Annotated in this window: 17 protein-coding genes; 14 read left to right on the top strand and 3 right to left on the bottom strand. The window is 51.4% G+C overall.

Annotated elements, in window-relative coordinates; all coding sequences use genetic code 11:
- Positions 1-12: 12 nt before the first annotated feature.
- Genes AC1VOR_RS16395 through AC1VOR_RS16365 form a run of 7 tightly spaced genes read left to right on the top strand, consistent with a single transcriptional unit; the run spans position 13 to position 10,237 of the window.
- A complete protein-coding gene (locus tag AC1VOR_RS16395; protein WP_482619301.1) occupies positions 13-1,056 on the top strand; it encodes an ABC transporter substrate-binding protein in 1,044 nt (347 codons plus the stop codon).
- A complete protein-coding gene (locus AC1VOR_RS16390) occupies positions 1,046-2,044 on the top strand; it encodes a FecCD family ABC transporter permease (RefSeq protein ID WP_482619299.1) in 999 nt (332 codons plus the stop codon). Before AC1VOR_RS16395 ends, AC1VOR_RS16390 begins: the two co-directional genes overlap by 11 nt.
- Positions 2,041-2,862, top strand: a complete 822-nt coding sequence (locus tag AC1VOR_RS16385) for an ABC transporter ATP-binding protein (RefSeq protein WP_482619297.1) — start codon at positions 2,041-2,043, stop codon at positions 2,860-2,862. The genes AC1VOR_RS16390 and AC1VOR_RS16385 overlap by 4 nt, the downstream gene beginning before the upstream one ends.
- A gap of 22 nt (positions 2,863-2,884) precedes the next feature.
- Positions 2,885-3,823, top strand: a complete 939-nt coding sequence (locus tag AC1VOR_RS16380; RefSeq protein ID WP_482619295.1) for a magnesium chelatase ATPase subunit I — start codon at positions 2,885-2,887, stop codon at positions 3,821-3,823.
- Entirely contained in the window at positions 3,813-5,804 is a 1,992-nt protein-coding gene (locus AC1VOR_RS16375; protein WP_482619293.1) for an AAA family ATPase, read from the top strand. Before AC1VOR_RS16380 ends, AC1VOR_RS16375 begins: the two co-directional genes overlap by 11 nt.
- Before the next feature lie 4 nt (positions 5,805-5,808).
- Positions 5,809-9,519 carry a cobaltochelatase subunit CobN gene (locus tag AC1VOR_RS16370; protein WP_482619291.1) on the top strand — a complete coding sequence of 1,237 codons (3,711 nt, stop codon included), beginning with the start codon at positions 5,809-5,811 and terminating at the stop codon, positions 9,517-9,519.
- 28 nt (positions 9,520-9,547) lie between these two features.
- Entirely contained in the window at positions 9,548-10,237 is a 690-nt protein-coding gene (locus tag AC1VOR_RS16365; RefSeq protein WP_482619290.1) for a class I SAM-dependent methyltransferase, read from the top strand.
- A gap of 130 nt (positions 10,238-10,367) precedes the next feature.
- On the opposite strand, the gene AC1VOR_RS16360 is transcribed toward AC1VOR_RS16365, so the two are convergent.
- The gene (locus AC1VOR_RS16360) at positions 10,368-10,616 is read right to left on the bottom strand and encodes a type B 50S ribosomal protein L31 (protein WP_482619288.1); all 249 of its coding nucleotides are present in this window, start codon (positions 10,614-10,616) and stop codon (positions 10,368-10,370) included.
- A 266-nt stretch (positions 10,617-10,882) separates the two neighbouring features.
- Here AC1VOR_RS16360 and AC1VOR_RS16355 point away from each other — a divergent pair, with 266 nt between their 5' ends.
- Positions 10,883-12,718: an ABC transporter ATP-binding protein gene (locus tag AC1VOR_RS16355; RefSeq protein WP_482619286.1), complete on the top strand. Its 1,836-nt coding sequence runs from the start codon at positions 10,883-10,885 to the stop codon at positions 12,716-12,718.
- Positions 12,711-14,453 carry an ABC transporter ATP-binding protein gene (locus tag AC1VOR_RS16350; RefSeq protein WP_482619284.1) on the top strand — a complete coding sequence of 581 codons (1,743 nt, stop codon included), beginning with the start codon at positions 12,711-12,713 and terminating at the stop codon, positions 14,451-14,453. The genes AC1VOR_RS16355 and AC1VOR_RS16350 overlap by 8 nt, the downstream gene beginning before the upstream one ends.
- Positions 14,454-14,522: 69 nt before the next feature.
- Here the strand turns inward: AC1VOR_RS16350 and metE are convergent, their stop codons facing one another.
- A complete protein-coding gene (gene metE / locus AC1VOR_RS16345) occupies positions 14,523-16,802 on the bottom strand; it encodes a 5-methyltetrahydropteroyltriglutamate--homocysteine S-methyltransferase (RefSeq protein ID WP_482619283.1) in 2,280 nt (759 codons plus the stop codon).
- A 117-nt stretch (positions 16,803-16,919) separates the two neighbouring features.
- Positions 16,920-17,831, bottom strand: coding sequence for a LysR family transcriptional regulator (locus AC1VOR_RS16340; RefSeq protein WP_059049670.1), 912 nt, complete (start codon positions 17,829-17,831; stop codon positions 16,920-16,922).
- Between the two features lie 423 nt (positions 17,832-18,254).
- On the opposite strand from AC1VOR_RS16340, the gene AC1VOR_RS16335 reads away from it, so the two are divergent.
- From AC1VOR_RS16335 to AC1VOR_RS16315, 5 genes are all read left to right on the top strand, one after another.
- Positions 18,255-19,025: a FadR/GntR family transcriptional regulator gene (locus tag AC1VOR_RS16335; RefSeq protein ID WP_482619282.1), complete on the top strand. Its 771-nt coding sequence runs from the start codon at positions 18,255-18,257 to the stop codon at positions 19,023-19,025.
- 15 nt (positions 19,026-19,040) lie between these two features.
- Entirely contained in the window at positions 19,041-20,225 is a 1,185-nt protein-coding gene (locus AC1VOR_RS16330; protein WP_482619280.1) for a M20 metallopeptidase family protein, read from the top strand.
- An 18-nt stretch (positions 20,226-20,243) separates the two neighbouring features.
- On the top strand, positions 20,244-21,794 hold the full coding sequence (locus AC1VOR_RS16325; protein ID WP_482619278.1) for an ABC transporter substrate-binding protein: 1,551 nt from the start codon (positions 20,244-20,246) through the stop codon (positions 21,792-21,794).
- A gap of 80 nt (positions 21,795-21,874) precedes the next feature.
- Positions 21,875-22,792: an ABC transporter permease gene (locus tag AC1VOR_RS16320; protein WP_482619277.1), complete on the top strand. Its 918-nt coding sequence runs from the start codon at positions 21,875-21,877 to the stop codon at positions 22,790-22,792.
- A gap of 81 nt (positions 22,793-22,873) precedes the next feature.
- On the top strand, positions 22,874-23,743 hold the full coding sequence (locus AC1VOR_RS16315; protein WP_482619490.1) for an ABC transporter permease: 870 nt from the start codon (positions 22,874-22,876) through the stop codon (positions 23,741-23,743).
- Positions 23,744-23,767: the final 24 nt, after the last annotated feature.

The raw sequence follows: 23,767 nt of genomic DNA, 5'->3' as shown, positions 1-23,767 counted from the left end.
GGAGATAAATTCATGAACTCATTCAAAAAACTTGCACTCATGCTGTCGGCAAGCCTGCTCCTCGCCGTTTCTGTGGGCTGTTCCCAAACTTCAGTGACCAAGGAGACCACCCCCGCAAATGGAGAAGGAGCGTCAACGACGGAAACTAAATCAGCTAATGCAGCAGTCTCTCCCCCTTCGAACGAGGCTGAGGAATTTCTAACCTTTAAGGATGATGCTGACCGTGAGATTGCTCTTTCATCGCAGCCTCAAAAAATTGTTGTTCTATCTCCTCAATTGCTGGATTTGTTGTATGCAGTAGACGGTACTGCAATTGCTCGGGCCACCTCAACAGGAGGGACTGTGCCTGAGGCGGCAAAATCGCTTGATGATGTTGGAGGAATGACTACCGTGAATACGGAGAAGTTGCTTTCCCTAAAACCGGATTTGGTGATTGGTTCTACTTCCTTTCATCGTGATCTGACAAGTATTCTGGAGTCCAGTGATATCCCGGTTGCTCTCTTTACCCTAAGCACTTACGCAGATATGAAAGAAAAGGCCCAATTGTTTGGTAGACTGGCTGGCACAGAGACAAAGGCCAATGAAGCGCTGAAGCAATTGGAGGAACAGATTGAAAAATTGACTGCCAAAGTGCCCATGGGGGAAACGCCGAGCTTTATCATGCTGAATGTCACACCTACCAGCATCTCGGTGCAACGGGAGAATACGGTGGGATTGGAAGTAGCGGAAATGTTACATATGAAAAATGTAGCGGTTAATTTTGAGGCTTCCGAAAAAAGTCCGTCTACGGCTCCTTTTAGCCTGGAGAAAATCGTGGAAATGGACCCCGATTATGTCTTTGTGCTTATCCATGGAGCTCGGGATAACGGTGAAAAAAAGATTGAATCTGATTTGGCCGGACAACCCGCATGGTCTTCTCTTCGCGCGGTCAAGGAGAAGCGCATGGCTATTTTGCCATCAGACCTATTGTTGTCGAATCCCGGCTTTCGCTTGAATGAGTCGGTCGAATACTTGGCCAAACTGGTATACCCCACAGTTTATAACCATGAAAACTGATATCAAACGAACTGCCCCCAGAGGGTCTTTCACTCTGATTCTACTTGCGGGAGCCGCCCTTGCAGGTGTTGCGTTCAGCATCAGCACGGGGGCGGTCTCCATCTCATTGGGCGATATCTGGCGCTATCTGTTTCAGGGCTTTGATGGCCCACTAAGAGATGTGATCTGGAACATTCGTCTCCCGCGTACGTTGGTAGCAGGCCTGGTCGGTGTAAATTTAGCCTTGTCCGGGGCCATTCTGCAAGGGGTTATGCGCAATCCGTTGGCAGACCCCCATATTATCGGCGTGTCCTCAGGAGCAGGGTTGCTGGGTATTATTATTCTTGTCTTATTCCCTCAAGCCTGGCCATTGCTTACTCCTGCAGCCTTTCTTGGAGCCTCAGGAGCGGCAGGAATTATTTATTTGATGGCCTGGAAGCAAGGAGTTCAGCCGATCCGAATTATTCTGGCAGGGGTGGCAGTCTCAGCATTTCTTGGTTCTGGTATTTCTGCTTTGCTGACTTTTTACAGTGACCGTGTCAACGGAGCGCTGGTGTTTCTCGTTGGTGGGCTGGCTGCCAAAAGCTGGCCGGATCTTCAGCTTATGCTTCCTTATTCGCTTGTTGGAGTTACTCTAGCCTTGGCTGGTTCTGTGCATTTGAATTTGCTCGCGCTTGGAGACTCCAACGCCCGTGGGCTTGGCCTGGGAGTCGAAACAACCCGTCTGATCTTAACTGGGATTGCTACGTTGCTGGCAGCCAGCGCGGTAAGTGTTGTTGGTTTGCTCGGTTTTGTGGGACTGGTTGTTCCACACTCTGCCCGGCTTCTGATCGGTAGTGATTATCGGCTGTTATTGCCTGCCTCCGCGCTGCTGGGGGTAGCGGTAGTGACGATATGCGATACACTGGCTCGCTTGATGTTCGCGCCATTGGAGCTTCCTGTCGGCATTATATTGGGTGCGCTTGGGGCCCCGTTTTTTCTATATTTGCTAAGGAGGGAAGGGGAATGACAACAGCGCTTGAACTGGAGAAGCTTGTCGTTAAGTATCATCAACGGACCGTGATTGAGCGGTTAAGCTGGAGTGCACAGGAAGGTCGGATATATAGCATTATCGGTCCAAACGGTTGCGGTAAAAGTACCCTGCTAAAGGCGATTGCCGGGCAGATGAAGACAGCCGGTGGTTCAATTTTGCTTGCTGGTCAGCCGCTGGTCAGCTATTCAAGGCGGCGTCTGGCCAGATATTTGTCCATGCTCCAGCAAAGTCAGGATAAGCTGCCGGATATCACCGTACGCACGTTGGTTGGTTACGGTCGTTTTCCCCATAAACCCACGTGGGCGAAGCTTGGCAAGGAGGATGAAGATATTATCGACTGGGCCTTGGAACAAACGGGAACTACCCGGTTTGCGAATCGGAAGTTGTCTACCTTATCCGGGGGAGAGCGCCAGCGGGTCTGGATTGCCTTGGCGCTGGCTCAGAAGCCGCGCCTGTTATTGCTCGATGAGCCAACCACCTATTTGGACGTCAGTCATCAATGGGAAATTATGGAGCTCGTCGCTGAGATTAATCAGAGCCAGGGTATGACCATCATTATGGTCTTGCATGATATGAATCATGCTGCAGCCTATTCGGATGAACTCATGATTATGGATAAAGGGAAAATTTATGCCAGTGGAAAACCGGAGGACACCATGACCGAGCAAACGCTTGGTGAGGTATTTGGCGTTACGGGACGTATTGAGCCAGGTTCCGGGAACGGTCGGTTGAGCTGTCTTGTGACCGGGCTGCTGAAGCAGAACGATCGGATGAGAGTGGCGGAAGTCATTTAATGGAACAGGAGAGAGGACAAAGATGAATGTAAGACCGGATCTATTTCCGTTTACGGCAATTGTCGGACAGGATGCAATGAAGAAAGGACTTATTTTGAATCTGGTCGACCCACGCCTTGGCGGGGTACTGATTCGTGGAGAGAAGGGAACGGCCAAATCAACGGCTGTAAGGGCGCTGGCCGAACTTATGCCCGGTCTTCATGTCATCAATCTCCCGGTTAGTGCTACTGAGGATCGGGTCGTTGGCACATTGGATATCGAACATGCAATTCGTGAAGGGGAGAAGCGATTCGAGCCGGGCTTGCTGGCTGCGGCGCATGGAAATATTTTGTACGTAGACGAAATTAATTTACTGGATGATTCGATTGTAGATGCCTTGCTGGATGCCGCTGCTATGGGCGTAAATACGGTGGAGCGGGAAGGGGTATCGTATTCTCACCCGGCACGCTTCATTCTGATAGGTACCATGAATCCGGAAGAGGGAGAACTACGCCCGCAATTGCTGGATCGGTTTGCTCTCTCTGTCGAGGTGCTTGGGGAACGGGAAATCTCGAGCCGGGTAGAGGTGGTGAAGCGCCGCCTTGCATTTGATGCGGATCCTGAGGGGTTTCGGCGACAATATGAAGAGGAGCAGTCTCGTCTTGCCGACCGTGTTCTGGATGCTAGGGAAAGGCTTGCCACTATCCAGCCTTCATCGCAGTTGCTGGAATGGATTGCCGAGATTGGGATTCGTCTGAATGTAGACGGTCATCGCGCAGATATTACGCTGATGAAGACAGCCATGGCATTAGCTGCATTTGCCGGAAGAATCGAGGTATTGGCAGAGGATCTGGCAGAGGCTGCCTTATTGGCAATGCCGCACCGCATGCGGAGAAGGCCGTTTGAGGATAGCGGGGATGGACTGGGGATGATTCAGGATCTGATCGTCGATATGCTCCCGGAGGCGGCGCATGTGCTCTGACAGTCCGATCTTTCCATTTTGTGCGGTAGTCGGCCATGAGTTGGCCAAGAAGGCCCTGCTGTTGCATGCTGTCAATCCGGCTTTAAAGGGGGTCCTCCTGGCCGGAGAGCCGGGAACTTCGAAGACCACACTAATTCAAGGCCTTTCACTTCTATTGCCTGAGCGTAAACGGATTGCGGTACCGCTTCATGTGGACGAGGATCGTTTGTTAGGCGGAGGCGATTGGACAGTCTCCCTACGCTCCGGGGAGACAATATTCTCTCCCGGCCTACTGGCTTCCGCCGATGGGCAAGTGGTGACGGTTGACGAGGTCAATCTGATGAGTGAAAGAGCTCTGCGAGCCATTTTATCGGCAGCCGAGAACAGAGGCATACAAGCCAATGGGGAGGGGGCGCCTGATTGGCGGCCCACTTCCTTTTTACTGCTTGCAACGATGAATCCGGAGGAAGCCAGGTTAAGCCCAGCTTTGCTGGATCGCTTTGCCTTATATGTCCCGGTCAAGACGTCAGGCAATCCGGAGGAACGGGCGGAAATTGCCCGGCGGCGGCTGGCCTTTGAGCGGGATCAAGTCGGATTTGTCAGAGCGTTTGAGCCCGAGACCTCGGCGCTTCGTGAGCAGATTCTCCGGGTGAGGGAACGCCTTTCTGGCGTGAAGATGACGGAGGCTGCGCTGCGCTTGGCCGCTGAAATTACGATAGAAGCCGGATGTGCAGGGCATCGGGCAGATGTTCAACTGGTTGAGGTTGCCCGTACCCTGGCGGCTTGGAAGGGTCGACAAGAGATCGACCCCGAGCAGTTGCGCGAGGCGGCCCTACTGGTGTTACCGCATCGGATAAGGTCTTCCGATGAGGAAGCCCAGCCACAAGAAGTACCTGATCATCAGGAGCAGAAGGGCGAAGGGGCCAACAACCGACAACAGTCTAAACAGCCGGAAACATCCTCCAGGCTGCAAGACGAAGCTCACGGCTCTTCTGGGGATGATGGTGCGCCGGAAGAAGAACAGGAGCCTTACCCGGAGTTGAAGGAAGTGGCTGGAGATGGTGAGACTTGGGCAGGTGAACGTGCTCGGGACGAAGAGGGGGCGCCTGGCATGGCAGCGCGTGCCATTGTTGAGTCAGTGGGGCGTGGGTTTGATGTTCGCCGCATCGCTTTTACTCCGCCACGCTCTCGCTTCAAGGCCAAGTCGGGTAAGCGGAACCAGGCCATGGATGGGGGTTGTACAGGCCGTTATGTCCGAGCAGAGAAGCCGCGGGGAGCTGTCTTCGATTTGGCCTTTGATGCTACGCTGCGGGCTGCCGCTCCCTATCAGCAAGTCCGTCGGAACTATAGTCAAGCTGTAGAGAACGGAGGGCGTGGGCCACGCTTGCTGATTGAGCGGAGTGACCTGCGTGTCAAGGTGCGGGAGAGTCGAACGGGAACCGCACTGCTCTTCGTGGTTGATGCCAGCGGGTCCATGAATGCAGCCAAGCGGATGAAGGCGGTGAAAGGAGCGGTATTATCGCTATTGCAAGATGCTTATCGGCAGCGTGACAGCGTGGGACTGGTTACCTTCAGGGGTAGCGGGGCTGAACTGCTACTGGACATTACCCGCAGCGTCGAGTTGGCGGAGCGTCAGTTGAAGTCCATGCCTGTGGGGGGACGGACACCGCTATTAGCCGGACTTGAGAAAGGAGCGATGACCATGGAGGCCATGCTTCTTAAGGGAAGTGGACTTATTCCTGCGATGATCATCATGACCGATGGCAAAGCGAATACCGGAGTTGCTACGGGTAAGGAGATGTGGCAGGAAATCCGCCGGATGGGACAATGGCTTGCGAAGTCCGGCATCCAGACGCTTGTTATTGACACCGAGCAAGGGTTTGTTCGTCTCGGTTATGCTCGCAAGTTAGCGGATTGTTTACAATCGCGCTGTCTCCGATTGGAGGAGCTGGATGCTGGCCGGATTGCCAGAGTGGCAAGAAGTTTAACCAAGGGGAGATGAAGGCATGAAGATGGTGATAGTAACGAACAGCGAGGCCTCGCAGACGCATTTGTCATCCGCATATCGCATGCTGAGAGAGAAGCAGCAGGAGCAATTAGAACTAGTCATTATTGATCCGGGAGGGAACGAATCCACTGAATTTCCGGCTGAGCTTGAGAACAGACTTCTGGTGGAAGCAGGGGATATTGTTATTTGTGATGCGCATGGCGTTCGCAAGGAAGTTATAGAAGAAGTCAAGAAAATTCTGGATCAAGGTGCTTCGGCTTTTCTGCCAGTAGGCGGGGATACCGGTGAAATACGTTCCTTGTTCAAGCTTGGGGCATTAAGGGCAAAGGATCTTCCAGTACGTGGAATAAATGTGGCAGCCGAGTTGCCTGTTCATCTGAGACGGGATTATGAGAACTACGTGAAATTAACCGAATTCTGGCGGGGTGGGGGGCAGACGAATATGTTTGGTCTGCTTTGTCTGGCAGGTCGTATCTATGGCGGGTGTGACCTGCTGCCTACTCCTACTGAGCCCTTCATCATAGAGGAGTTATGTTTGTTCGATCCTGTAGCCGCTATACGCTATGCCTCGCTCGCAGATTATCGTAACCACCGAGCCGCCGCTGGGGGTCGGCCCATCGTGGCACTACTGTTCCTTGGGAACGGTAATCCGATTGAGCTTGCCGAATGTATCGGGGAGCTAGTACATCGAATCGGGGCGTTTGCCGAGGTACTACCGGTGGCGTTTCCCTCCGTCATGAATATTTCGCTGGAGCGTCTGCGTGAATTACTTATTGAGGAAGCTGGAACTGTTGATCTGATCGTCAATCTGTTGCCCTTCCGGCTGGGAATTGGCCCGGGCGGCGGCGGGACTACAGCCGAAGCTGGTGATGCAGTGGAATGGCTGGAGGTTCTGGGTGCGCCAATGCTGCATCCATTTTTATTGTCCGGCACGACAGAAGAAGAATGGCGTCAGTCAAGGCGAGGGATTAGCGCTGCGCAATTGATGGTCCAGGTTGTGCTGCCGGAGTTGGATGGAGCGATCGAGACCTATCCCATCGCAGCTTTGCAACATGAAGGGATCGACCCGGTGCTGGGCGTTACCTTGAACCGGCTGGTGCTTATATCCGAACGGGTAGACCGTCTGGTTAACCGTGTAAGACGCTGGCTTGAGCTAAAGCACAAATCCAATTTAGACAAGAGAATAGCCCTGATTTGCTACAATTATCCACCTGGAGAGGGGAGTGCATTCGGGGGCAGTTTTCTGGACACTTTGGCTTCGGTCTCTCATTTGCTAACTCGGTTGAACGAGGAGGGTTATGACGCACCAATACTGTCGGCAGAAGAGCTTCGTTCCCTGTTCGTAGAGGAAGGAAGGATTAACTCCGGACTATGGACGGGGGAGAAGGCGGCGGACAAGATGATTCGTTATCATGATCCCGAGTTTGCGGCCAAGCTAGGCTCCCGTTCATGGGGAGGAGAGGCTCAGGCTCGTTGGGGGGACCCTCCCGGTGATATTATGTCGGAGGAAGAGTCCTTTCTTATCCCTGGTATTTCGGTCGGCCATATTTTTATTGGATTGCAGCCCTCTCGCGGTATTCATGAGGAGCCCGAAAAATCTGTACATGATCGTTCTTTGTTACCCACGCATCAGTATACCGCATTCTATCAGTGGCTTCGTGAGGAATGGGAAGCCGATGCCGTCGTTCATATCGGTACTCACGGGACAGTGGAGTTTCAGCATGGGAAGGAATGCGGCATGTCGGGAGATTGTGTGCCGGATGATTTTATAGGGGATCTACCCCATTTGTATTACTATTACGTGGGTAATCCCTCGGAAGCGATGATCGCCAAGCGTCGCAGTCACGCGGTACTGGTGGGATATCAGGCGCCTCCCTTTGTGGAAGCAGAGTTGTACGGCGAATGGGCTGGTCTTGACATGCTGCTACACGAATATAGGGAAGCTGAGCAACTCGATCCCGATCGTTGCGGAGATGTTTGGTCCAAGCTGAAGGAGGCCGCCGAAGCCATGCACCTTGAAGCGAAGCATCCTGAGGAGATGGAGGAAGAGCTGTACCGGATGCAGCGCTCTCTGATCCCAAGCGGGTTACATGTACTTGGGAAAGGCTACACCGCCGAGGCGGCCGCCGCTTATATGAGCTTCGTGCTCCGGCATGAACGGGGAACGGTTCGTTCCTTACGAGGATTGCTGGCAGAACAACGGGGAGAGAAGGTCGAAGAATTGATGGCTCAGGGGAAAACGAAGGAGCTCAGAGATTTGGACCATGTAGCAAACGGAGTTATTGCTGAATATTTGCGCGGGAAGAGGAAGGTGCTTCCTAGCTCCTTCGCAGAAGAGCCGCCGACCTGGAGGGCTGCACTGCTGCAGACTCTGGAATTTGGCTATCGGGCTTATGAAAGCTCTATGCATAATGAGGAAATGGAAGGCTTGTTAAAGGCGCTGGAGGGACGCTATATCCGAGCGCAATTGGCAGGAGATGCCCTGCGGTCTCCGGAGGTCCTTCCGTCTGGACGCAATCTGTTCCAATTTGATCCGCGTGCTGTGCCGAGCGTTACAGCCGCTGAGCGGGGAGCACGTACGGCAGAGAATTCAATCCGTAAGTATTATGATAACCATGGCGAATATCCGGGGACGACAGCCCTCGTCCTGTGGGGTCTGGAGACCTCACGAACGCAAGGTGAAACGATTGGGCAAATTCTGTGGTACATGGGAGTACGCCCTGGCAAGGGATTGGGAACATTCCGAACGGAGTTTGATATCATTCCACTAGCTGAGTTGGGCCGTCCACGCTTGAATGTGGTAGTGCATATTACGGGGTTATTCCGCGATATGTTTCCTAACTTGCTGGAGGATTTAAATCGGATATTTCGCCGGGTTTCCGCACTGGATGAGCCAGAGGAGATGAACCTGTTCAAGGCGCATACTCGCAGGACAGAGGCAACATTGCTGGACAGCAACTATACAACGGGGCATGCCCGTGATTTGGCGAACGCCAGGATATTTGGGCCAGCAGAAGGCCAATACGGGACGAATATGACCCGATTGATTGAGACAAAGCAATGGAGCGAGGAGGCTGAGCTCGGTCAAGCGTATGCGGACAGTCAACAATATGTATACAGTCTGGAGCAACGGGGTCAGGCACAACCTGAGTTATATCGTACCCACTTGCTAGCTGTTGATATAGTATCGCAAATTCGTAGTAGCCATGAATGGGAGGTAACGGATACCGACCATTATTATGAATATTTTGGTGGTCTGTCCAAATCGGTGGAGACAGTTCAAGGAGCACCAGTTGAAATTCATATTACAGATACGACAGGGGAGCAGCCCCTGACTGAGTCGGCTGAGCACGCCATAGTTAGGGGTGTACGTACTCGGCTGACCAATCCGAAATGGATAGATGCGCTGCTGAAGCATCCTTATCATGGGGCACAGCAAATCGCCCGGCGATTTGAATATGTGCTTGGCCTGGCGGCTACCACAGGCAAAGTCGAGCCTTGGGTATTTGGTCAGTTGCACGAAGTGTACGTGGAGAATGAGCCAAGAAGCCAGCAATTGCAGGAGAATAATCGCTGGGCTTACCACGCGATGATGGAGACGCTATTAGAAAGCCACCAGCGGGGATACTGGCAGGCGGATGAAAAGCAATTAGAGCAGCTTCGCCAGAAATATGTAGAGTTGGAAGGGGATTTGGAGATCAACAGCTAACTAATGTAAGAAAAGGAGGAGGGTATCCATGAGCGACCAACCGTTCTATGAAGTTTGGTGGAATGATGATACTAGGAATGAGCAAGACATGGAGAACGATCATCAGGCCCATTGGAGCAAAGTGATCCAAATGATTACCGAACCGGATTTGACATCATTCCATGTGCTGGATTTTGGCTGCAATCAAGGAGGATTTCTGAGATACCTGCATAGTCAAAAGCCGTTTCAGAGCGGTACTGGAGTTGATCTGGCTACCAAATCTATCGAAGTGGCCAATAGCAGGAAAAAGGATCTGCCCCTAACCTATGAGGTCACCGCAAATGTTGATCAATATAACCAGACTTTTGACCTGGCCTTCAGCATATCTGTCATTTATCTGCTTCAGAACTTGCCAGAACACGCCTGGAAAATGAAGCAGGCTTTAAAGCGGGGAGGCGTGTATTACTGTACTTATACGGATTACAGCAAAAATCCCAGCCTACTTAATTACAAGAAGCAAGTGGACCACTCTGCATCGCTTCCGATGCAGTTGCATTCCCTGGATGATATTGCGGATGCATTTACAAATGAAGGCTTTAAGATAGAACTGCGCAGAATGCCATCTCCTGGGTTTATTACAATACCCGTTAACGACAGGTGGTTCAATGCCATTGCTGACCGCATGCAGTATGAATATCAAGAGGCGTACATTTTTCGCTTTACTGCTCCCGGCAAGTGAATGACTGGCTTCACGAAGAAAACGGCTTATAGGCTTTCTTGTCAGGTAAAAAAAACCGAAGGTGCGCAACCAATGTTCCATCGTTGCCCCTTCGGGATTTTTCTGTTCAGCGTAAGGCTGGGAGTTGCTTTTATTTTTTGCTGGCAAGCCGTTGATTGAATTTTTCCACTCTTCCGCCAACGTCAAGATTTTTTTGCTTCCCGGTGAAGAAGGGATGGGATGCAGAACTAACATCTAATCTTACTACGGGGTATACATTACCGTCTTCCCATTCCATCGTTTCATTGGAGGAACGGGTAGATCCGGTCAAAAACTTGTAGTTGGCTGCGGCATCGTAAAAAATGACCATATTATATTCGGGGTGAATATCTTTTCTCATATCTATACGCCTCCATCAATTAAACGTAATAATTACGATTTAATTACACTTTAACGTATTTTTATAATTCATGTCAAGCGAGTGGAGTGAAGGCGGGAAAGAACAAACAATAGCAATTATTACTATTAGATTCCACAGGGATGAACTTTTACTTATTCCGTGTCTATATGGAGAAAAGACTTGTAAAAGCAAAGAAACTAATTGATAATAATAATCATTATCAATTAAGGGTCGTATACTACTTCAAAGAATAAGGAGAATGCCTGATGAAAGCGAAATCCGAGGTATCGGGACTGCTTAGAATAGCTGGGGAGAAGAAGACATTGCTAATTGCGGCGAGCGTATTCTCCGTGCTTTCCAGTCTTTTGCAAATTGCTCCGTTTGTTGCGATATACAAGATCATTGAAGAACTGCTCCTACATGCTCGGGACCCCATGAATATCAATAAGGATTTGATATTGTTTTGGGGGATGACCACTTTTGTAGCTTTGTTAGCTTCTTTGGTTACTCTGTATATTGGCGGGATGTGCTCGCATATTGCAGCCTTCAATATTTTATATCAGCTACGGGTACGCCTGGCTGAGCATGTGGCCAAGGTATCTATGGGGTATCATACGAGAACGGCAACGGGCGAATTAAAGAAGATTATCGAAGTCAGTGTCGAAAAAATGGAGCAGTTCATTGCTCACCAACTGCCTGATATGGTGAGTGCGGCAGTCGTGCCTTTGCTCATGATTGGCTATCTGTTCTGGCTCGACTGGCGGCTGGCGTTGGTGTTGCTTCTGCCGATTGCCTTCGGCATCTGGCTCCAGTCCCGCATGTTCGGCAGCGAAAACGGGCAAAAAGCCTATCGCGAATTTCAATATGCGGTGGAAGAGATGAATGCGACGGGGGTGGAGTATGTCAGAGGGATGCCTGCCGTGAAGGTATTCGGCATTACAGCGGACTCCTTCCTGACATTCAAGCAGGCCGTAGATAAATACCGTGATATTTCCTTGAGAATTACGAACTTATGTAAAACCTCCTATAGCTTGTTTTTCGTTATTATCAGCTCGTTGTTTGTGTTTATTGTCCCTGTCGGCATCCTTATCTTCAATGGTGATTCGGCAAACCAGGCTTTTGCTATCACGTTTATTTTATTCTTGATTGTCGCGCCAAGCTTGTCCGCACCGCTGCTGAAGCTGTTATATCTGGGCGGTGGTCTGCGGGAGGTCGTGGAAGGCAATCGGCGGATCGAGGCTATCTTTGCCGAGCCGATGACCGAGGAGCCTGCGGTTCCCCGCGTTCCTGATTCCTATGATATTGTCTTTGATCAAGTATCCTTTGCTTATGAGGCCCGGGAGAGCAAGGATTACAAGCCTGTGCTGGACGGAATCAGCTTTACGGCCAGAGCTGGCGAAATGACGGCGCTCGTAGGGCCTTCCGGTGGAGGAAAGTCAACCATTGCCAACCTGCTTTTGCGCTTTTGGGACGTTCAGGAGGGCGAAATTACGATCGGCGGTGTTCCAATTCGGGAAATGGGTACGGAAAAGCTGATGGATGTCGTCTCCTTTGTGTTCCAGGATGTGCATCTTTTTTACGATACTATTGAAGAGAATATCAGAATGGGCAATACAACGGCTACTCACGAAGAGGTTGTCCAAGTGGCGAAGACGGCTTGCTGCCATGACTTTATTGTCCAGCTAGAAGAGGGCTACAATACCCGAATTGGCGAAGGGGGTACCTATTTATCGGGCGGTGAGGCACAGCGAATCGCGATTGCCCGGGCGTTGTTGAAGAATGCGCCAATTTTGGTGCTGGATGAAGCGACGGCTTATGCGGATGCCGAGAATGAGCACAAAATCCAGCAGGGTCTGGTTGAACTGGTAAAGGGAAAGACCGTGCTGATTATAGCCCATCGATTGTCCACCATCTGTGGAGCGGAGCAAATTCTGGTCGTGAATCGCGGAGAAATTGTTGAACGTGGCAAGCATGAGGAGCTTCGGGAAAAGCGAGGACTATATGAGCAGTTATGGCGGGCTCATATCAGCGCGGCCACCTGGAAGCTGGGAGAAGTGGATAGAACGGTGTCTGGCATGAAGGAGGGGATGGAGAATGCTTAAATATTTCCACAATATATCGGGCGGCAATATTCGCAGTTTAGGGCCGGCCACATTCGCCGCATTGCTGGATGGGATGGCGAAGATTGTGCCCGCGGCGCTGCTGGTGGATATATTCAACACCATTTACCGCTTCTTCTCCCAGACCGGGGCGACAGAGCTGAATGTCGGACGCCTGTGGACGGTTAGCCTTATTCTACTTGCCTGGCTGGTTGTGCAATATGCGGCTTACAGCTCGCTTTATGATAAGACGTATAAGGTAGCCTATAGTGTCGCGGCCACGGGTCGGCTATCCTTGGCAGAGCATATTCGTCACCTTTCCCTGGGCTTTTTCGGCAAGCGCGATCCCGGTGATATTACCAATTTGCTCCTTGGGGATTATGGACAGGTTGAACAAACCATCTCTCATAATGTTCCTCAATTAATCAGTGCCATTATGCTGCCTGTGATCGCTCTGGCCGGGATGATATTTCTGGATTGGAGAATGGCGCTTGCCATGTTTGTAGCCATTCCTTTCGGTGTATTGCTACTTTGGCTTACAGACTCGATGCAGGCAAGGCTGAGCGAGAACCATGTGAAGGCCAAAAATGAGGCGGCTAGCCGTCTGCAAGAATATTTAGCGGGAATCCGTGAGATTAAGGCTCACAATATCGGCGGTAAACGCTTTGAGCGTCTAAGGAAATCCTTTGATCAATTGAAGCGTGCCTCAATTTCTTTGGAAGGAGTCATGGGCCCCATGATTATGGGGGCTATGCTACTGACTCGCTCCGGCATGACGCTGATGATTTTCGCAGGCAGCTATTTATTGGTGGGGGGTGAACTAACGCTTTCCTCGTTCCTGCTGTTCCTACTGGTTGGAACCAAGGTGTTTGAGCCGTTAACCACTGTACTTATGAACTATGGAGAGATGCGCTATTCTGCCTATAGCGCGCAACGAATTATGGATGTGCAGCAGGAGTCTCCTTTACAGGGGACGGCGAGCATTCAACCTCATACGCCTATTGAATTTGACCGGGTCACCTTTGGTTATGATGATAGCAAGCCGGTTCTTCGGGATTTGTCCTTCCGCATGGAGCCGAACACGATTACGGCGCTGGTCGGGCCATCAGGCAGCGGCAAGAGTACGGTGACGCGTTTACTGGCTCGTTTCTGGGACATCCAGGCAGGAGAAATTCGGATTGGGGGAAAGGATATCCGTACGATGGACCCCTCCAGTCTGCTACGGGATATCTCGATGGTGTTTCAGGATGTGTATTTGTTCCAGGATACGATTGGCAACAATATCAGAATCGGCAAGATGGATGCGACGCAGGCAGAGATTGAAGAAGCGGCCAAGCGTGCCTGTTGCCATGATTTTATCTCACGTCTGCCGCAGGGATATGATACACCGGTTGGCGAAGGAGGCTCGACCCTGTCAGGAGGGGAGAAGCAGCGTATTTCCATTGCACGTGCTCTTTTGAAGAATGCTTCCATTGTATTGCTGGATGAGGCCACCGCTTCTTTGGACCCGGAGAACGAGTCTGCCGTACAGCAGGCCATTAATGAGTTGGTAGCTAACAAGACGGTTATCCTGATTGCGCATCGCCTAAAAACGATTCAGAACGCGAATCAGATTGTTGTGTTGGAGCAGGGAAGCAAGGTTGAGGAAGGAACGCACGCCGAATTGCTGGGACAGCAAGGTCTGTATGTAAGCTTGTGGAATTTGCAGCAAAATACGGACGGATGGCGAGTTAAATAATGAAAACCGTCCTGTTGGCGATTTCCATGCCTCCAGGACGGTTGTTTATGTTACGGCTGTAACTCTTATTTATTTACCATACTTACTTCTAGCTTGTTCTGTTGCTTCCACCATGACGCGCAGGGCGGCGACAGTTTCTTCGTATTTCCGCGTTTTGAGACCGCAGTCCGGGTTGATCCAGAACTGATCTGGACTCAATACGTTCAAGGCCCGGTCGATCATGACGCTCATTTCTTCGACGGAAGGCACGCGTGGGCTATGAATATCGTATACGCCAAGTCCGATTCCTTTATCATAGGTATTCTCTTCAAAGCTACCGATCAGCTCCCCATGACTACGTGAGGTTTCGATAGAGATAACGTCGGCATCCAGGGCATTAATCGAATCGATAATGTCGTGGAATTCACTATAGCACATATGTGTATGCACCTGTGTCTCATTCTTGACGGTGGAAGTGGACAAGCGGAATGCCTTGACTGCCCAATCCAGGTAGGCTGCCCATTGCTCACGCTTCAGTGGCAAGCCTTCCCGCAGTGCTGGTTCATCGACCTGAATCATGCCGATGCCGGCCGATTCCAGGGCTTCTACCTCTTGGCGCAAGGCCAAAGCGATTTGATAGGCTACTTCCTCACGAGATTTGTCATCCCGCACGAAGGACCAGTTCAAGATCGTTACCGGACCGGTGAGCATTCCTTTGACCGGTTTGTCAGTCAAGGATTGTGCATAAACGGTTTCTGCTACGGTAATCGGAGCCGTCCAGTCGACATCTCCATAAATAATCGGCGGCTTCACGCAGCGCGAGCCATAGGATTGCACCCATCCGTTCGCTGTAAAGGCGAACCCGGCAAACTTCTCGCCGAAGAATTCCACCATATCTGTCCGTTCGAATTCCCCGTGAACGAATACATCGAGACCCAGGTCCTCCTGAATCTTGATCCACTCTGCGATCTGCTCTTGAATGAATGTCTCATAACGCTCATTGCTCCATTCGCCCTTACGCCACTTTTGCCGTGCGCTGCGCACTTCGGGCGTTTGCGGGAAGCTACCAATGGTAGTCGTTGGCAATAAAGGCAGGTTCCAGCGCTTCTCTTGAATACCACGGCGTACAGCATAGCTGTCTGGACGCGATGTCGGCTGGGAGGAGAGTCCGGCAATCCCGGCTTCGACTTGCTCACGATGGCGGGCGCTCGATTGTTGCAAGGCTTGACGCGCTTGCTCTACAGCAGCCGCTTCGTTGCTGATGGCTTCATAACCGGATTGTCCAGCCTTGGCCAGCAATACAAGCTCTTCCAGCTTCTCCTCGGCAAAAGCGAGTGCTCCGCGTAGAACAGGATCGAGCTTTTGCTCACCGGCTGCGCTGAAAGGTACGTGCAACAACGTCGAGGAAGGTTGAATGAGCAACCAGTCGGCCGAGACCGCTTCACTCAAGACGTTCAGAACGTCCAGCTTGGCCTTCAGGTCCGCCCGCCAGATGCTACGTCCATCGATCAGCCCAGCGCCGAGCAGCTTGTCTTGCGGGAAGCCAAGCTCACGGATCGACTGCAAGTTGCGTCCATGATCATGGACGAAGTCCAGCCCGATACCATGTACAGGTAGCTCTGTGACTGCCTTATAATGATCCACGGCTTCGAAGTACGTTTGCAGGAACAGCTTGATGCCTGGTACTTCTTGCGTCAGCTTGTTATAGATTTGGCTAACCTGCCCGATTTCTTCCTCGGAGAGCGATACGCAAAGGATGGGCTCATCAATTTGCACCCACTCAGCGCCTTCTGCCGCCAGTTCTTGCAAGACTTGAATATATAAAGGAAGCAAGCGGTCGATCCAGGCTTGAAGCTGATCGGGGCTATAACCCTTGGACAGCTTGAGGAAGGTGTAAGGACCAACAATAACCGGTCTTCCTTCGATGCCAAGCTCAGCCTTGGCTTCACGGTAAGCTTCAAGCGGTTGATTACGAGTCAGCTTTGGCTGAAGCTCGCCTAGCTCTGGTACGATATAGTGGTAGTTCGTGTTGAACCATTTAGTCATTTCGAAGGCAGCGGCATCCCGATTGCCTCTGGCCATTGCGTAATACACGGACAAGTCCGGAGTACCGCCAGTGTAGCCGAATCTTTGTGGAATCAGACCGAACATCACAGCCAAATCCAGAATGTGGTCATAGTACGTAAAGTCTCCCACCGGGATAACTTCAACACCCTTGTCTTGCTGCAGCTTCAAGTTGCCAAGACGAATGCGTTTCAGCTCGGCGTGCAGGTCTTGTTCCTCCAGCTTGCCGGACCAGAAGGCCTCCAATGCTTTTTTCCATTCACGATTACGTCCTATACGGGGGAACCCCAGATTTGCGCTCTTCATGTACGTCTCCACTCCTTAAGTGATTATCCTCATTAAATTGATAGGAATAAGATAGCACACTTTGTCATTCATAGAGTAAGTCTAATAAGCTATTGCCCGCTATAGCTAAAAGCTATATCAACGTTCTTCGTACTGTACCGTTTCCTCCAACGCTTCGATATAAGCCGCGCCCAGCTTGGTTAGCTTGGCATTACGATGGCAAATCCAGCCGACATTGATCGTCTCCTCACTGGCAAGGGGTACCGGGATAATCTCATTCCCATTCAGATCAGAGCTTAGTACCCCGGTGGAGATGGTGTATCCGTTAAGTCCAATCAACAGGTTGAACAGGGTGGCCCGGTCGTTCACCTTGATGCTTTTGCGGTGAGACAATGTACTCAGAATCTCTTCGGCGAAATGAAATGAGTTAAATTCCCCTTGCTCGAAATAGAGGTATGGGTAATCCTCTAACTGCTCAAGAGTCACGATTGGATGCTGTGCCAGGGGATTGCGAATACTGACAAAGACGTGAGCCTTGGCCTTGAACAAGCTGTTAAAAATCAAGTTGCCATCGTTAAGCAGACGGTTGATGACCTTGGAGTTGAATTCGTTAATATAGAGAATGCCAATTTCGCTGCGCTGACTCTTCACGTCATTGATAATCTCATGCGTTTTCGTCTCGCGGAAGGCCAGCTCATACTCGTCCTGCCCGTATTCATCCACCAGCTTCACGAAGGCGTTGACCGCAAATGCGTAATGCTGGGTGGAGACGGAGAAGTGCTGCGGCGAAGGCTTGGCATTGAGATATTGGTTCTCCAGCAATTCGGCTTGCTCAATCACCTGTCTGGCGTAAGCTAGAAATTCGGCGCCTTCCTTAGAGAGCAGAATTCCCTTGTTCGTCCGCTCAAAGATGGTGACACGGATATTCTCCTCCAACTCGCGAATCGCATTGGAAAGGCTCGGTTGTGAAATAAACAATCGCCGGGCCGCTTCATTCATCGATCCCCGGTTGGCTACTTCTATAACATAACGGAGCTGCTGCAATGTAATTTTCACGCAGATATCCCCTTCCTTTTCTATATTAAGAGGTTGTTCAAAAAGTCGTCTTCACAGGACGAAGTTGTCCAAGGAGTAGGTTCGACATCGAATCTTGAATTCAGCCACTATAAGCTAATAAGTCCAACCTACTAGCTCTATAATATCACACAGAAGCAGACTCTTTCTTTGTTCCAGTGGGTACATTAAGGAGGAATTAATGAACCATATGTCAGGAAATATAACATTTACAGTTGAAAATATCGGTTATTCCTTCTGAATGACATGAAATCTACCGCATAAAGCTTCAAGCTTGAATAAAAAGACTAATATATATTGACATGGTCGGAAAACAGGGATATAGTGAGAAAAAGTTTCTTAATGGTATAAGGTGTGAACCTTAGATCTTTCCAAAATACAATGAACGGGTGTGGTGCTGTGTCCTTGAATCTGCCTGTGCAATTTGAGAAAGTGTCCTCCAAGAAAATTAGTGACTTTATCTTCGGGCAGTTGGAAGAAGCGATTATATTGAAGGAACTCAAGAGTGATGAGCAAATCCCTTCGGAACGGGACCTGGCCGTTATATTTGGAGCGAGCCGTCTGGCGGTCCGTGAAGCTCTGGCCCAGTTGGAAGAGCTAGGGCTGGTAGAGAAGCGTGTTGGGGCCAAGGGCGGAACCTTTATCCTGCCGCTGACACTGAATTCGCACCGTCGTAATCGGGAAGAACTGATTAGGAACTGGGATGCGCTGATGGAGGTCTTCGAATATCGGACGATCGTAGAACCGCAGGCCGCTCATTTGGCGGCTGGGAAGATTACCGACGAGGAACTTCACAGACTTCGGGAATATATTGAGGCTAGTACCGACCCGGCTTGTACCCGGGAGACTTTCCGGGCGCTGGATGTACAAATTCATCTGAGCGTAGCCAAGGCCTCGGGGAATGCTTACTTGTACCGTTCGATCCGGCAGATTCGTACCAAGATCAATCCCGCATTGGATTTGATGCCTTATAATGAAACGATTCGTTCACATAATAACGAGGAGCACCAGGCCTTGTATCAAGCCTTATCCCGGCGCGACGCCGAAGCTTCCAGAGACATCATGTGCAGGCATATCAGTCAGTCGGCTGAAGCCATATCCTCAAGAATGTTTGAGGAGCAAGGGGATATTCCCTTAACGCTGGACTCGGCAACCACATCAAGATCATAAGGAGGCAGGCATGTTTTGACTATGGACGAACTGCTGCGTAAGTCACAACAATTGCAAGAACAACTGATTGCATGGAGAAGAGATTTTCACCAACACCCGGAGACGGCTTATGAGGAGCTTCGTACGGCTGCTGCAGTAGAGCAGCATCTGCGAGGATTGGGGCTGGAGGTTACCGCTGGCGTAGGCAGAACCGGAGTTGTAGCGGTGCTTCGCGGCGAAGAGCCCGGCCCGACAATCGGTTTGCGGGCGGACATGGATGCCCTGCCGATTCAGGATCAGAAGACGGCGGACTATGCTTCCAAGACACCGGGAAAAGCCCATCTATGCGGACATGATGCCCATACTTCCATGCTGATGGGGGCTGCCAAGCTGCTAACCGAATACGGCAAGCCGAAGCAAGGCAACATTAAGTTTATTTTCCAGCCTGCGGAAGAAGGATATGCCGGAGCCAAGGCCATGATGGATGATGGCGTGCTGGACAATCCCAAGGTGGATGTCATGGTGGGGCTGCACGTGTATCCGGGCTTGCCTACAGGCTCCATCGGAGGTAATAAAGGCGTCGCCTTTGCTTCAGCCGATCCTATTGAGATCGAGATTATCGGCAGTGGCGGCCATGCCGCGAGACCCCACGAGGGGATCGATGCGATCGCCGCTGCTGCACAAGTGGTTACGGCACTGCAAAATGTGACCAGCCGGATGGTCGACCCGCTGGAGCCCGCCGTGGTCACCATCGGCACGATTCACGGGGGAGACATGGCGACGGCCATCGCTTCCTCGGTACGGATGACGGGAACCGTACGGACCCTCTCTCCGCAGGTAAGGAAGCAAATGCCGGCCCTCATCGAGAGAGCGGTCAAGGGAGCTTCCCAAACATTAGGAGCGGATTACAAATTTCGCTATGACGCCAGCTATCCACCAGTTGTGAATGACGAGAAGATGGTAGATTTCGTCATTGAGACCAGCGAGAAGCTGTTCGGCAAGCCGGTCTGGACTCCGCTCAAGCCTTCTACGGGCGGTGAGGACTTCGCATTTTACTCTGAAGCTGTCCCTAGCGTATTCTTCCGTCTTGGCGTCAATGCCGGCGAGCCGCGGACCAGCTATCCGCTGCATCACCCGATGTTTGATCTGGATGAGCAGGCGTTGCCTCATGGAGTCGCCTTGCTGTCTTCCATTGCACTCACGTATTTACAACTTACTTGATAACTAGGGGGCATACACATGAAGAGAACATGGATGAAGAGTATTACAGCACTTGTGTTGGTGATGTTGGTGGTTTCGGGTTGCGGCAGCGCTGCGAACAATCCGGCAGCAGACCCGGGCACGAACAACGCAAGCCCTAATAACGGAACACTGACTATTGCAAATGCTACGGATATCGAGAGCTTTGACTTTCATAACAATAACACCACGGTCAGCGAATCTGTTCTGGTGAACATGTTCGATTACCTGATCAAGAATGATAATGATGGCAATAAGCTGCCGGTTCTTGCGACTTCCTGGGAACAGGTAGACGATACAACATGGAGATTAGTGCTTCGTAACGATGTTACCTTCCATAACGGTGATTCGTTCACAGCGGCGGATGTCAAATTCACGCTGGAGCGAGTAGCCACGGATGGCACGTTGAAGCAAAATTCGCTATACAAGCAAATTACCGCTGTGAATATTGTGGATGACTACACGGTAGATATCGTGACGGACGGTCCTGATCCGCTCTTGCTGAACCGGTTGTCCCGCATGGGCTCGGGGATGTTGCCTTCGAAGTATATCGAAGAAAAGGGCATGGATGAATTTCTGAAGGCTCCTGTAGGTACCGGGCCTTACAAATTCGGAAGCTGGCAACGCGATGACCGGGTTGAACTCTTGAAGAATGAGAATTATTTTGGCGATGCGCCTAAATGGGACAAGGTGGTCTTCCGCTCTATTCCTGAAGCCTCTACCCGTGTCTCGGAATTGTTGACCGGTGGGGTGGATATTATCGCCTCGGTTCCATCGACAGATGTGGGTCGTATTGAAGGCGAGGGCATGAACGTGGTTACTGCCCCGATTCAGCGTGTTCTCCAGCTTATTTTGCGTCATACAGAAGGCACTCCAACGGCGGATCCTAAGGTTCGTGAGGCCATTGATTTGGCGATTGACAAGAAAGCCATCGTGGACAGTATTGCCGGGGGCGCAGGCATCCTGACCCGTACCTCAGTCACACCGGGCAACTTCGGTGCCGATCCGAGTCTATACGAGCAATCGTTGTACGATGTGGACCAGGCCAAGCAATTGCTGCAAGATGCTGGGTATGCTAACGGCGGTCCTGAGGTCTCCATGTCCGTTCAATCGCAATACAGCGAGTATGCTCAGGTGGTAGCGGCTATGCTGACCGAGGTAGGCTTCAAGGTAAATCTCGACGTATTGGAAGCCAGCACCTTCAGCGAGAAGATGACCTCCAAGACCTTTGGCGAAATCTTCATGATCGGGATTGGCAACTCCATGAATGATGCCTCCAATAACTACACCCGCTATTTGGCGGAACGTGCCAAGGGTGAAACGGATTACAACAATCCGGAAGTTGAAGAGCTGCTGCAAGGCGCTTCCCAGAACATGAATCCGGAAGAGCGCGAGAAGCAATATCAGCAGGTTCAACAGATCTTTGCTGACGAGCGTCCAGCGGTGTACCTCTTCCAGATGGAAGGCATGTATGGCGTAGGGGCGAAGGTGGACTTCTCGCCGCGCCGGGACGAAATGTACTTTGCTGATGAAATTTCACCGAAAAACTAATTGAATCAGGCAGCGGGAAGCGGGCGGGAATCTTGATTCTCCGCCTGCTTCCCGTCCATTCACCGGGGGGGAACGAGGCTGTGGGCAAATTTATTGCGAAATCATTATTGCAAATGATACCTGTGCTCGTATTGATTTTGCTGATTGTATTTATACTTGTTCGGGTTACCGGCGACCCGGTCGCCTTGATGCTTCCAGAGACGGCGACGGATGAGGACAGGGCACTGCTTACCCAGGAACTGGGTTTGAATGAGCCGCTATACAAGCAGTATGGATTGTTCATTGTAAATGCGGTGCAGGGTGATTTCGGCACTTCCTTCCGCTATAATCAGCCTGCGTTACCGCTTGTGCTGGAACGCTTGCCTGCCAGCTTCGAACTGGCGGTAGCGGCCATGGTATTTGCTATTGTCATTGCCGTACCCGCGGGCATTTGGTCCGCAGTCAAACGTAACACCTTCTCTGATTTGTTCATTTCCGGGTTCTCCGTGCTGGGCAAGGCCATGCCTAACTTCTGGATGGGGATCATGCTGATTTTGTTCTTGTCTGTCATCTTCAAGATCTTTCCCGTATCCGGCCGGGGCGGCTTCAGCCATCTGGTCCTGCCCGCTATTACACTTGGCGTAGGCCTGGCGGCGCAAATGACAAGATTAATTCGCTCCAGCATGCTGGAGATTTTGAGTCAGGACTATATCCGTACAGCTCGGAGCAAAGGCATCGTGGAGGCGGTTGTGGTTGGCAAGCATGCTTTGCGCAATGGTCTGATTCCCGTAGTTACCATTATGAGCCTGCAATTCACCAGCTTGATTGGAGGCACGCTGATTACGGAAACGGTATTTGCCTGGCCAGGACTCGGCCAACTGCTGGTATCGGCGGTAAATACCCATGATATGGCGATTGTGCAGGCGGCTGTATTCGTGATTGCCGTTTTCGTCATTTTGATGAACCTGCTAACGGACGTAGTCTATCGGCTGCTCGATCCACGCATCAAGTACAGCTAAGGAAGGGGGAGGATCTTATTGGCAGCTTCATCATCATCGTCATCGAACATACAGTTGCCCGGAGCGGACGAGCTAGAGCCTATTGCCGTGCGGCAGCGTGGGTTCAAGCATGTACTCAGGCTTCTCTTAAAAAGTAAAACCGGTACCGTTGGCGCTGCATTAGTGCTAATTGTTGTGCTGATTGCCGTCCTTGCCCCTCTCCTGGCTACGCATAACCCGGGTCAGGTAGATCCGATTAATCGGCTTAAGCCTCCTTCGTGGCTAAGCGAGGGAACTGGCGGGCATTTACTGGGAACAGATAATCTGGGGCGCGACATTTGGAGTCGGATTGTCTACGGATCACGGGTATCCCTGATCGTCGGAATCGGTGCTGTACTCGTATCGGGAGCGATTGGTGCGGTACTGGGTCTGCTTGCAGCGTATTATGGCCGGTGGGTGGACGCCTTGATTATGCGCGTGGCTGATGCCTTCATTGCCATTCCGACCATTCTGCTGATGCTGGTGGTGTTAGCCGTGGTAGGTCCGGGACTGGGTACGCTGATCTTCGTCATCGGATTTACGAATTGGGTGTCCTATGCCAGAGTGGTGCGCGGAGAGGTACTCAGCATCAAGGAGCGGGATTTCGTCAAGGCAGCCAAAGCCGTGGGCTCCCGGAATAGCCGGGTGATCTTCCGCCATATTCTGCCCAACGTGTTATCCTCCTTCATCGTCATATCGGGGATGAACGTAGCCACCACCATTATTCTGGAGGCTTCGCTGAGCTTCCTGGGCCTGGGCATTACACCGCCGGACGTATCCTGGGGCGGGATGCTGAGCGATGGACGCCAGTATGTAGCGACGAGCTGGTGGGTAGCTACTTTCCCCGGGATTGCCATTACGGTGACCGTGCTGGGCGTTATCTTCCTGGGCGATTGGCTACGTGATGTCCTTGACCCACGGATGAAGGCTTAACGATGGAGTATGGAGCAGAAGGAG

It is taken from the genome of Paenibacillus sp. 1SOY10, assembly GCF_056836745.1.
The sequence above is the reverse complement of the archived record's forward strand: the minus strand, read 5'-3'. Positions and strand labels throughout refer to the sequence as shown.

Bases quoted from the DNA above. Each gene is read 5' to 3' on its own strand.
- AC1VOR_RS16370 (WP_482619291.1), top strand. From the start codon at position 5,809: ATGAAGATGGTGATAGTAACGAACAGCGAGGCCTCGCAGACGCATTTG.
- AC1VOR_RS16360 (WP_482619288.1), bottom strand. From the start codon at position 10,616: ATGAGAAAAGATATTCACCCCGAATATAATATGGTCATTTTTTACGAT.
- AC1VOR_RS16365 (WP_482619290.1), top strand. From the start codon at position 9,548: ATGAGCGACCAACCGTTCTATGAAGTTTGGTGGAATGATGATACTAGG.
- AC1VOR_RS16395 (WP_482619301.1), top strand. From the start codon at position 13: ATGAACTCATTCAAAAAACTTGCACTCATGCTGTCGGCAAGCCTGCTC.
- AC1VOR_RS16375 (WP_482619293.1), top strand. From the start codon at position 3,813: ATGTGCTCTGACAGTCCGATCTTTCCATTTTGTGCGGTAGTCGGCCAT.
- metE (WP_482619283.1), bottom strand. From the start codon at position 16,802: ATGAAGAGCGCAAATCTGGGGTTCCCCCGTATAGGACGTAATCGTGAA.
- AC1VOR_RS16380 (WP_482619295.1), top strand. From the start codon at position 2,885: ATGAATGTAAGACCGGATCTATTTCCGTTTACGGCAATTGTCGGACAG.
- AC1VOR_RS16325 (WP_482619278.1), top strand. From the start codon at position 20,244: ATGAAGAGAACATGGATGAAGAGTATTACAGCACTTGTGTTGGTGATG.
- AC1VOR_RS16350 (WP_482619284.1), top strand. From the start codon at position 12,711: ATGCTTAAATATTTCCACAATATATCGGGCGGCAATATTCGCAGTTTA.
- AC1VOR_RS16355 (WP_482619286.1), top strand. From the start codon at position 10,883: ATGAAAGCGAAATCCGAGGTATCGGGACTGCTTAGAATAGCTGGGGAG.
- AC1VOR_RS16385 (WP_482619297.1), top strand. From the start codon at position 2,041: ATGACAACAGCGCTTGAACTGGAGAAGCTTGTCGTTAAGTATCATCAA.
- AC1VOR_RS16390 (WP_482619299.1), top strand. From the start codon at position 1,046: ATGAAAACTGATATCAAACGAACTGCCCCCAGAGGGTCTTTCACTCTG.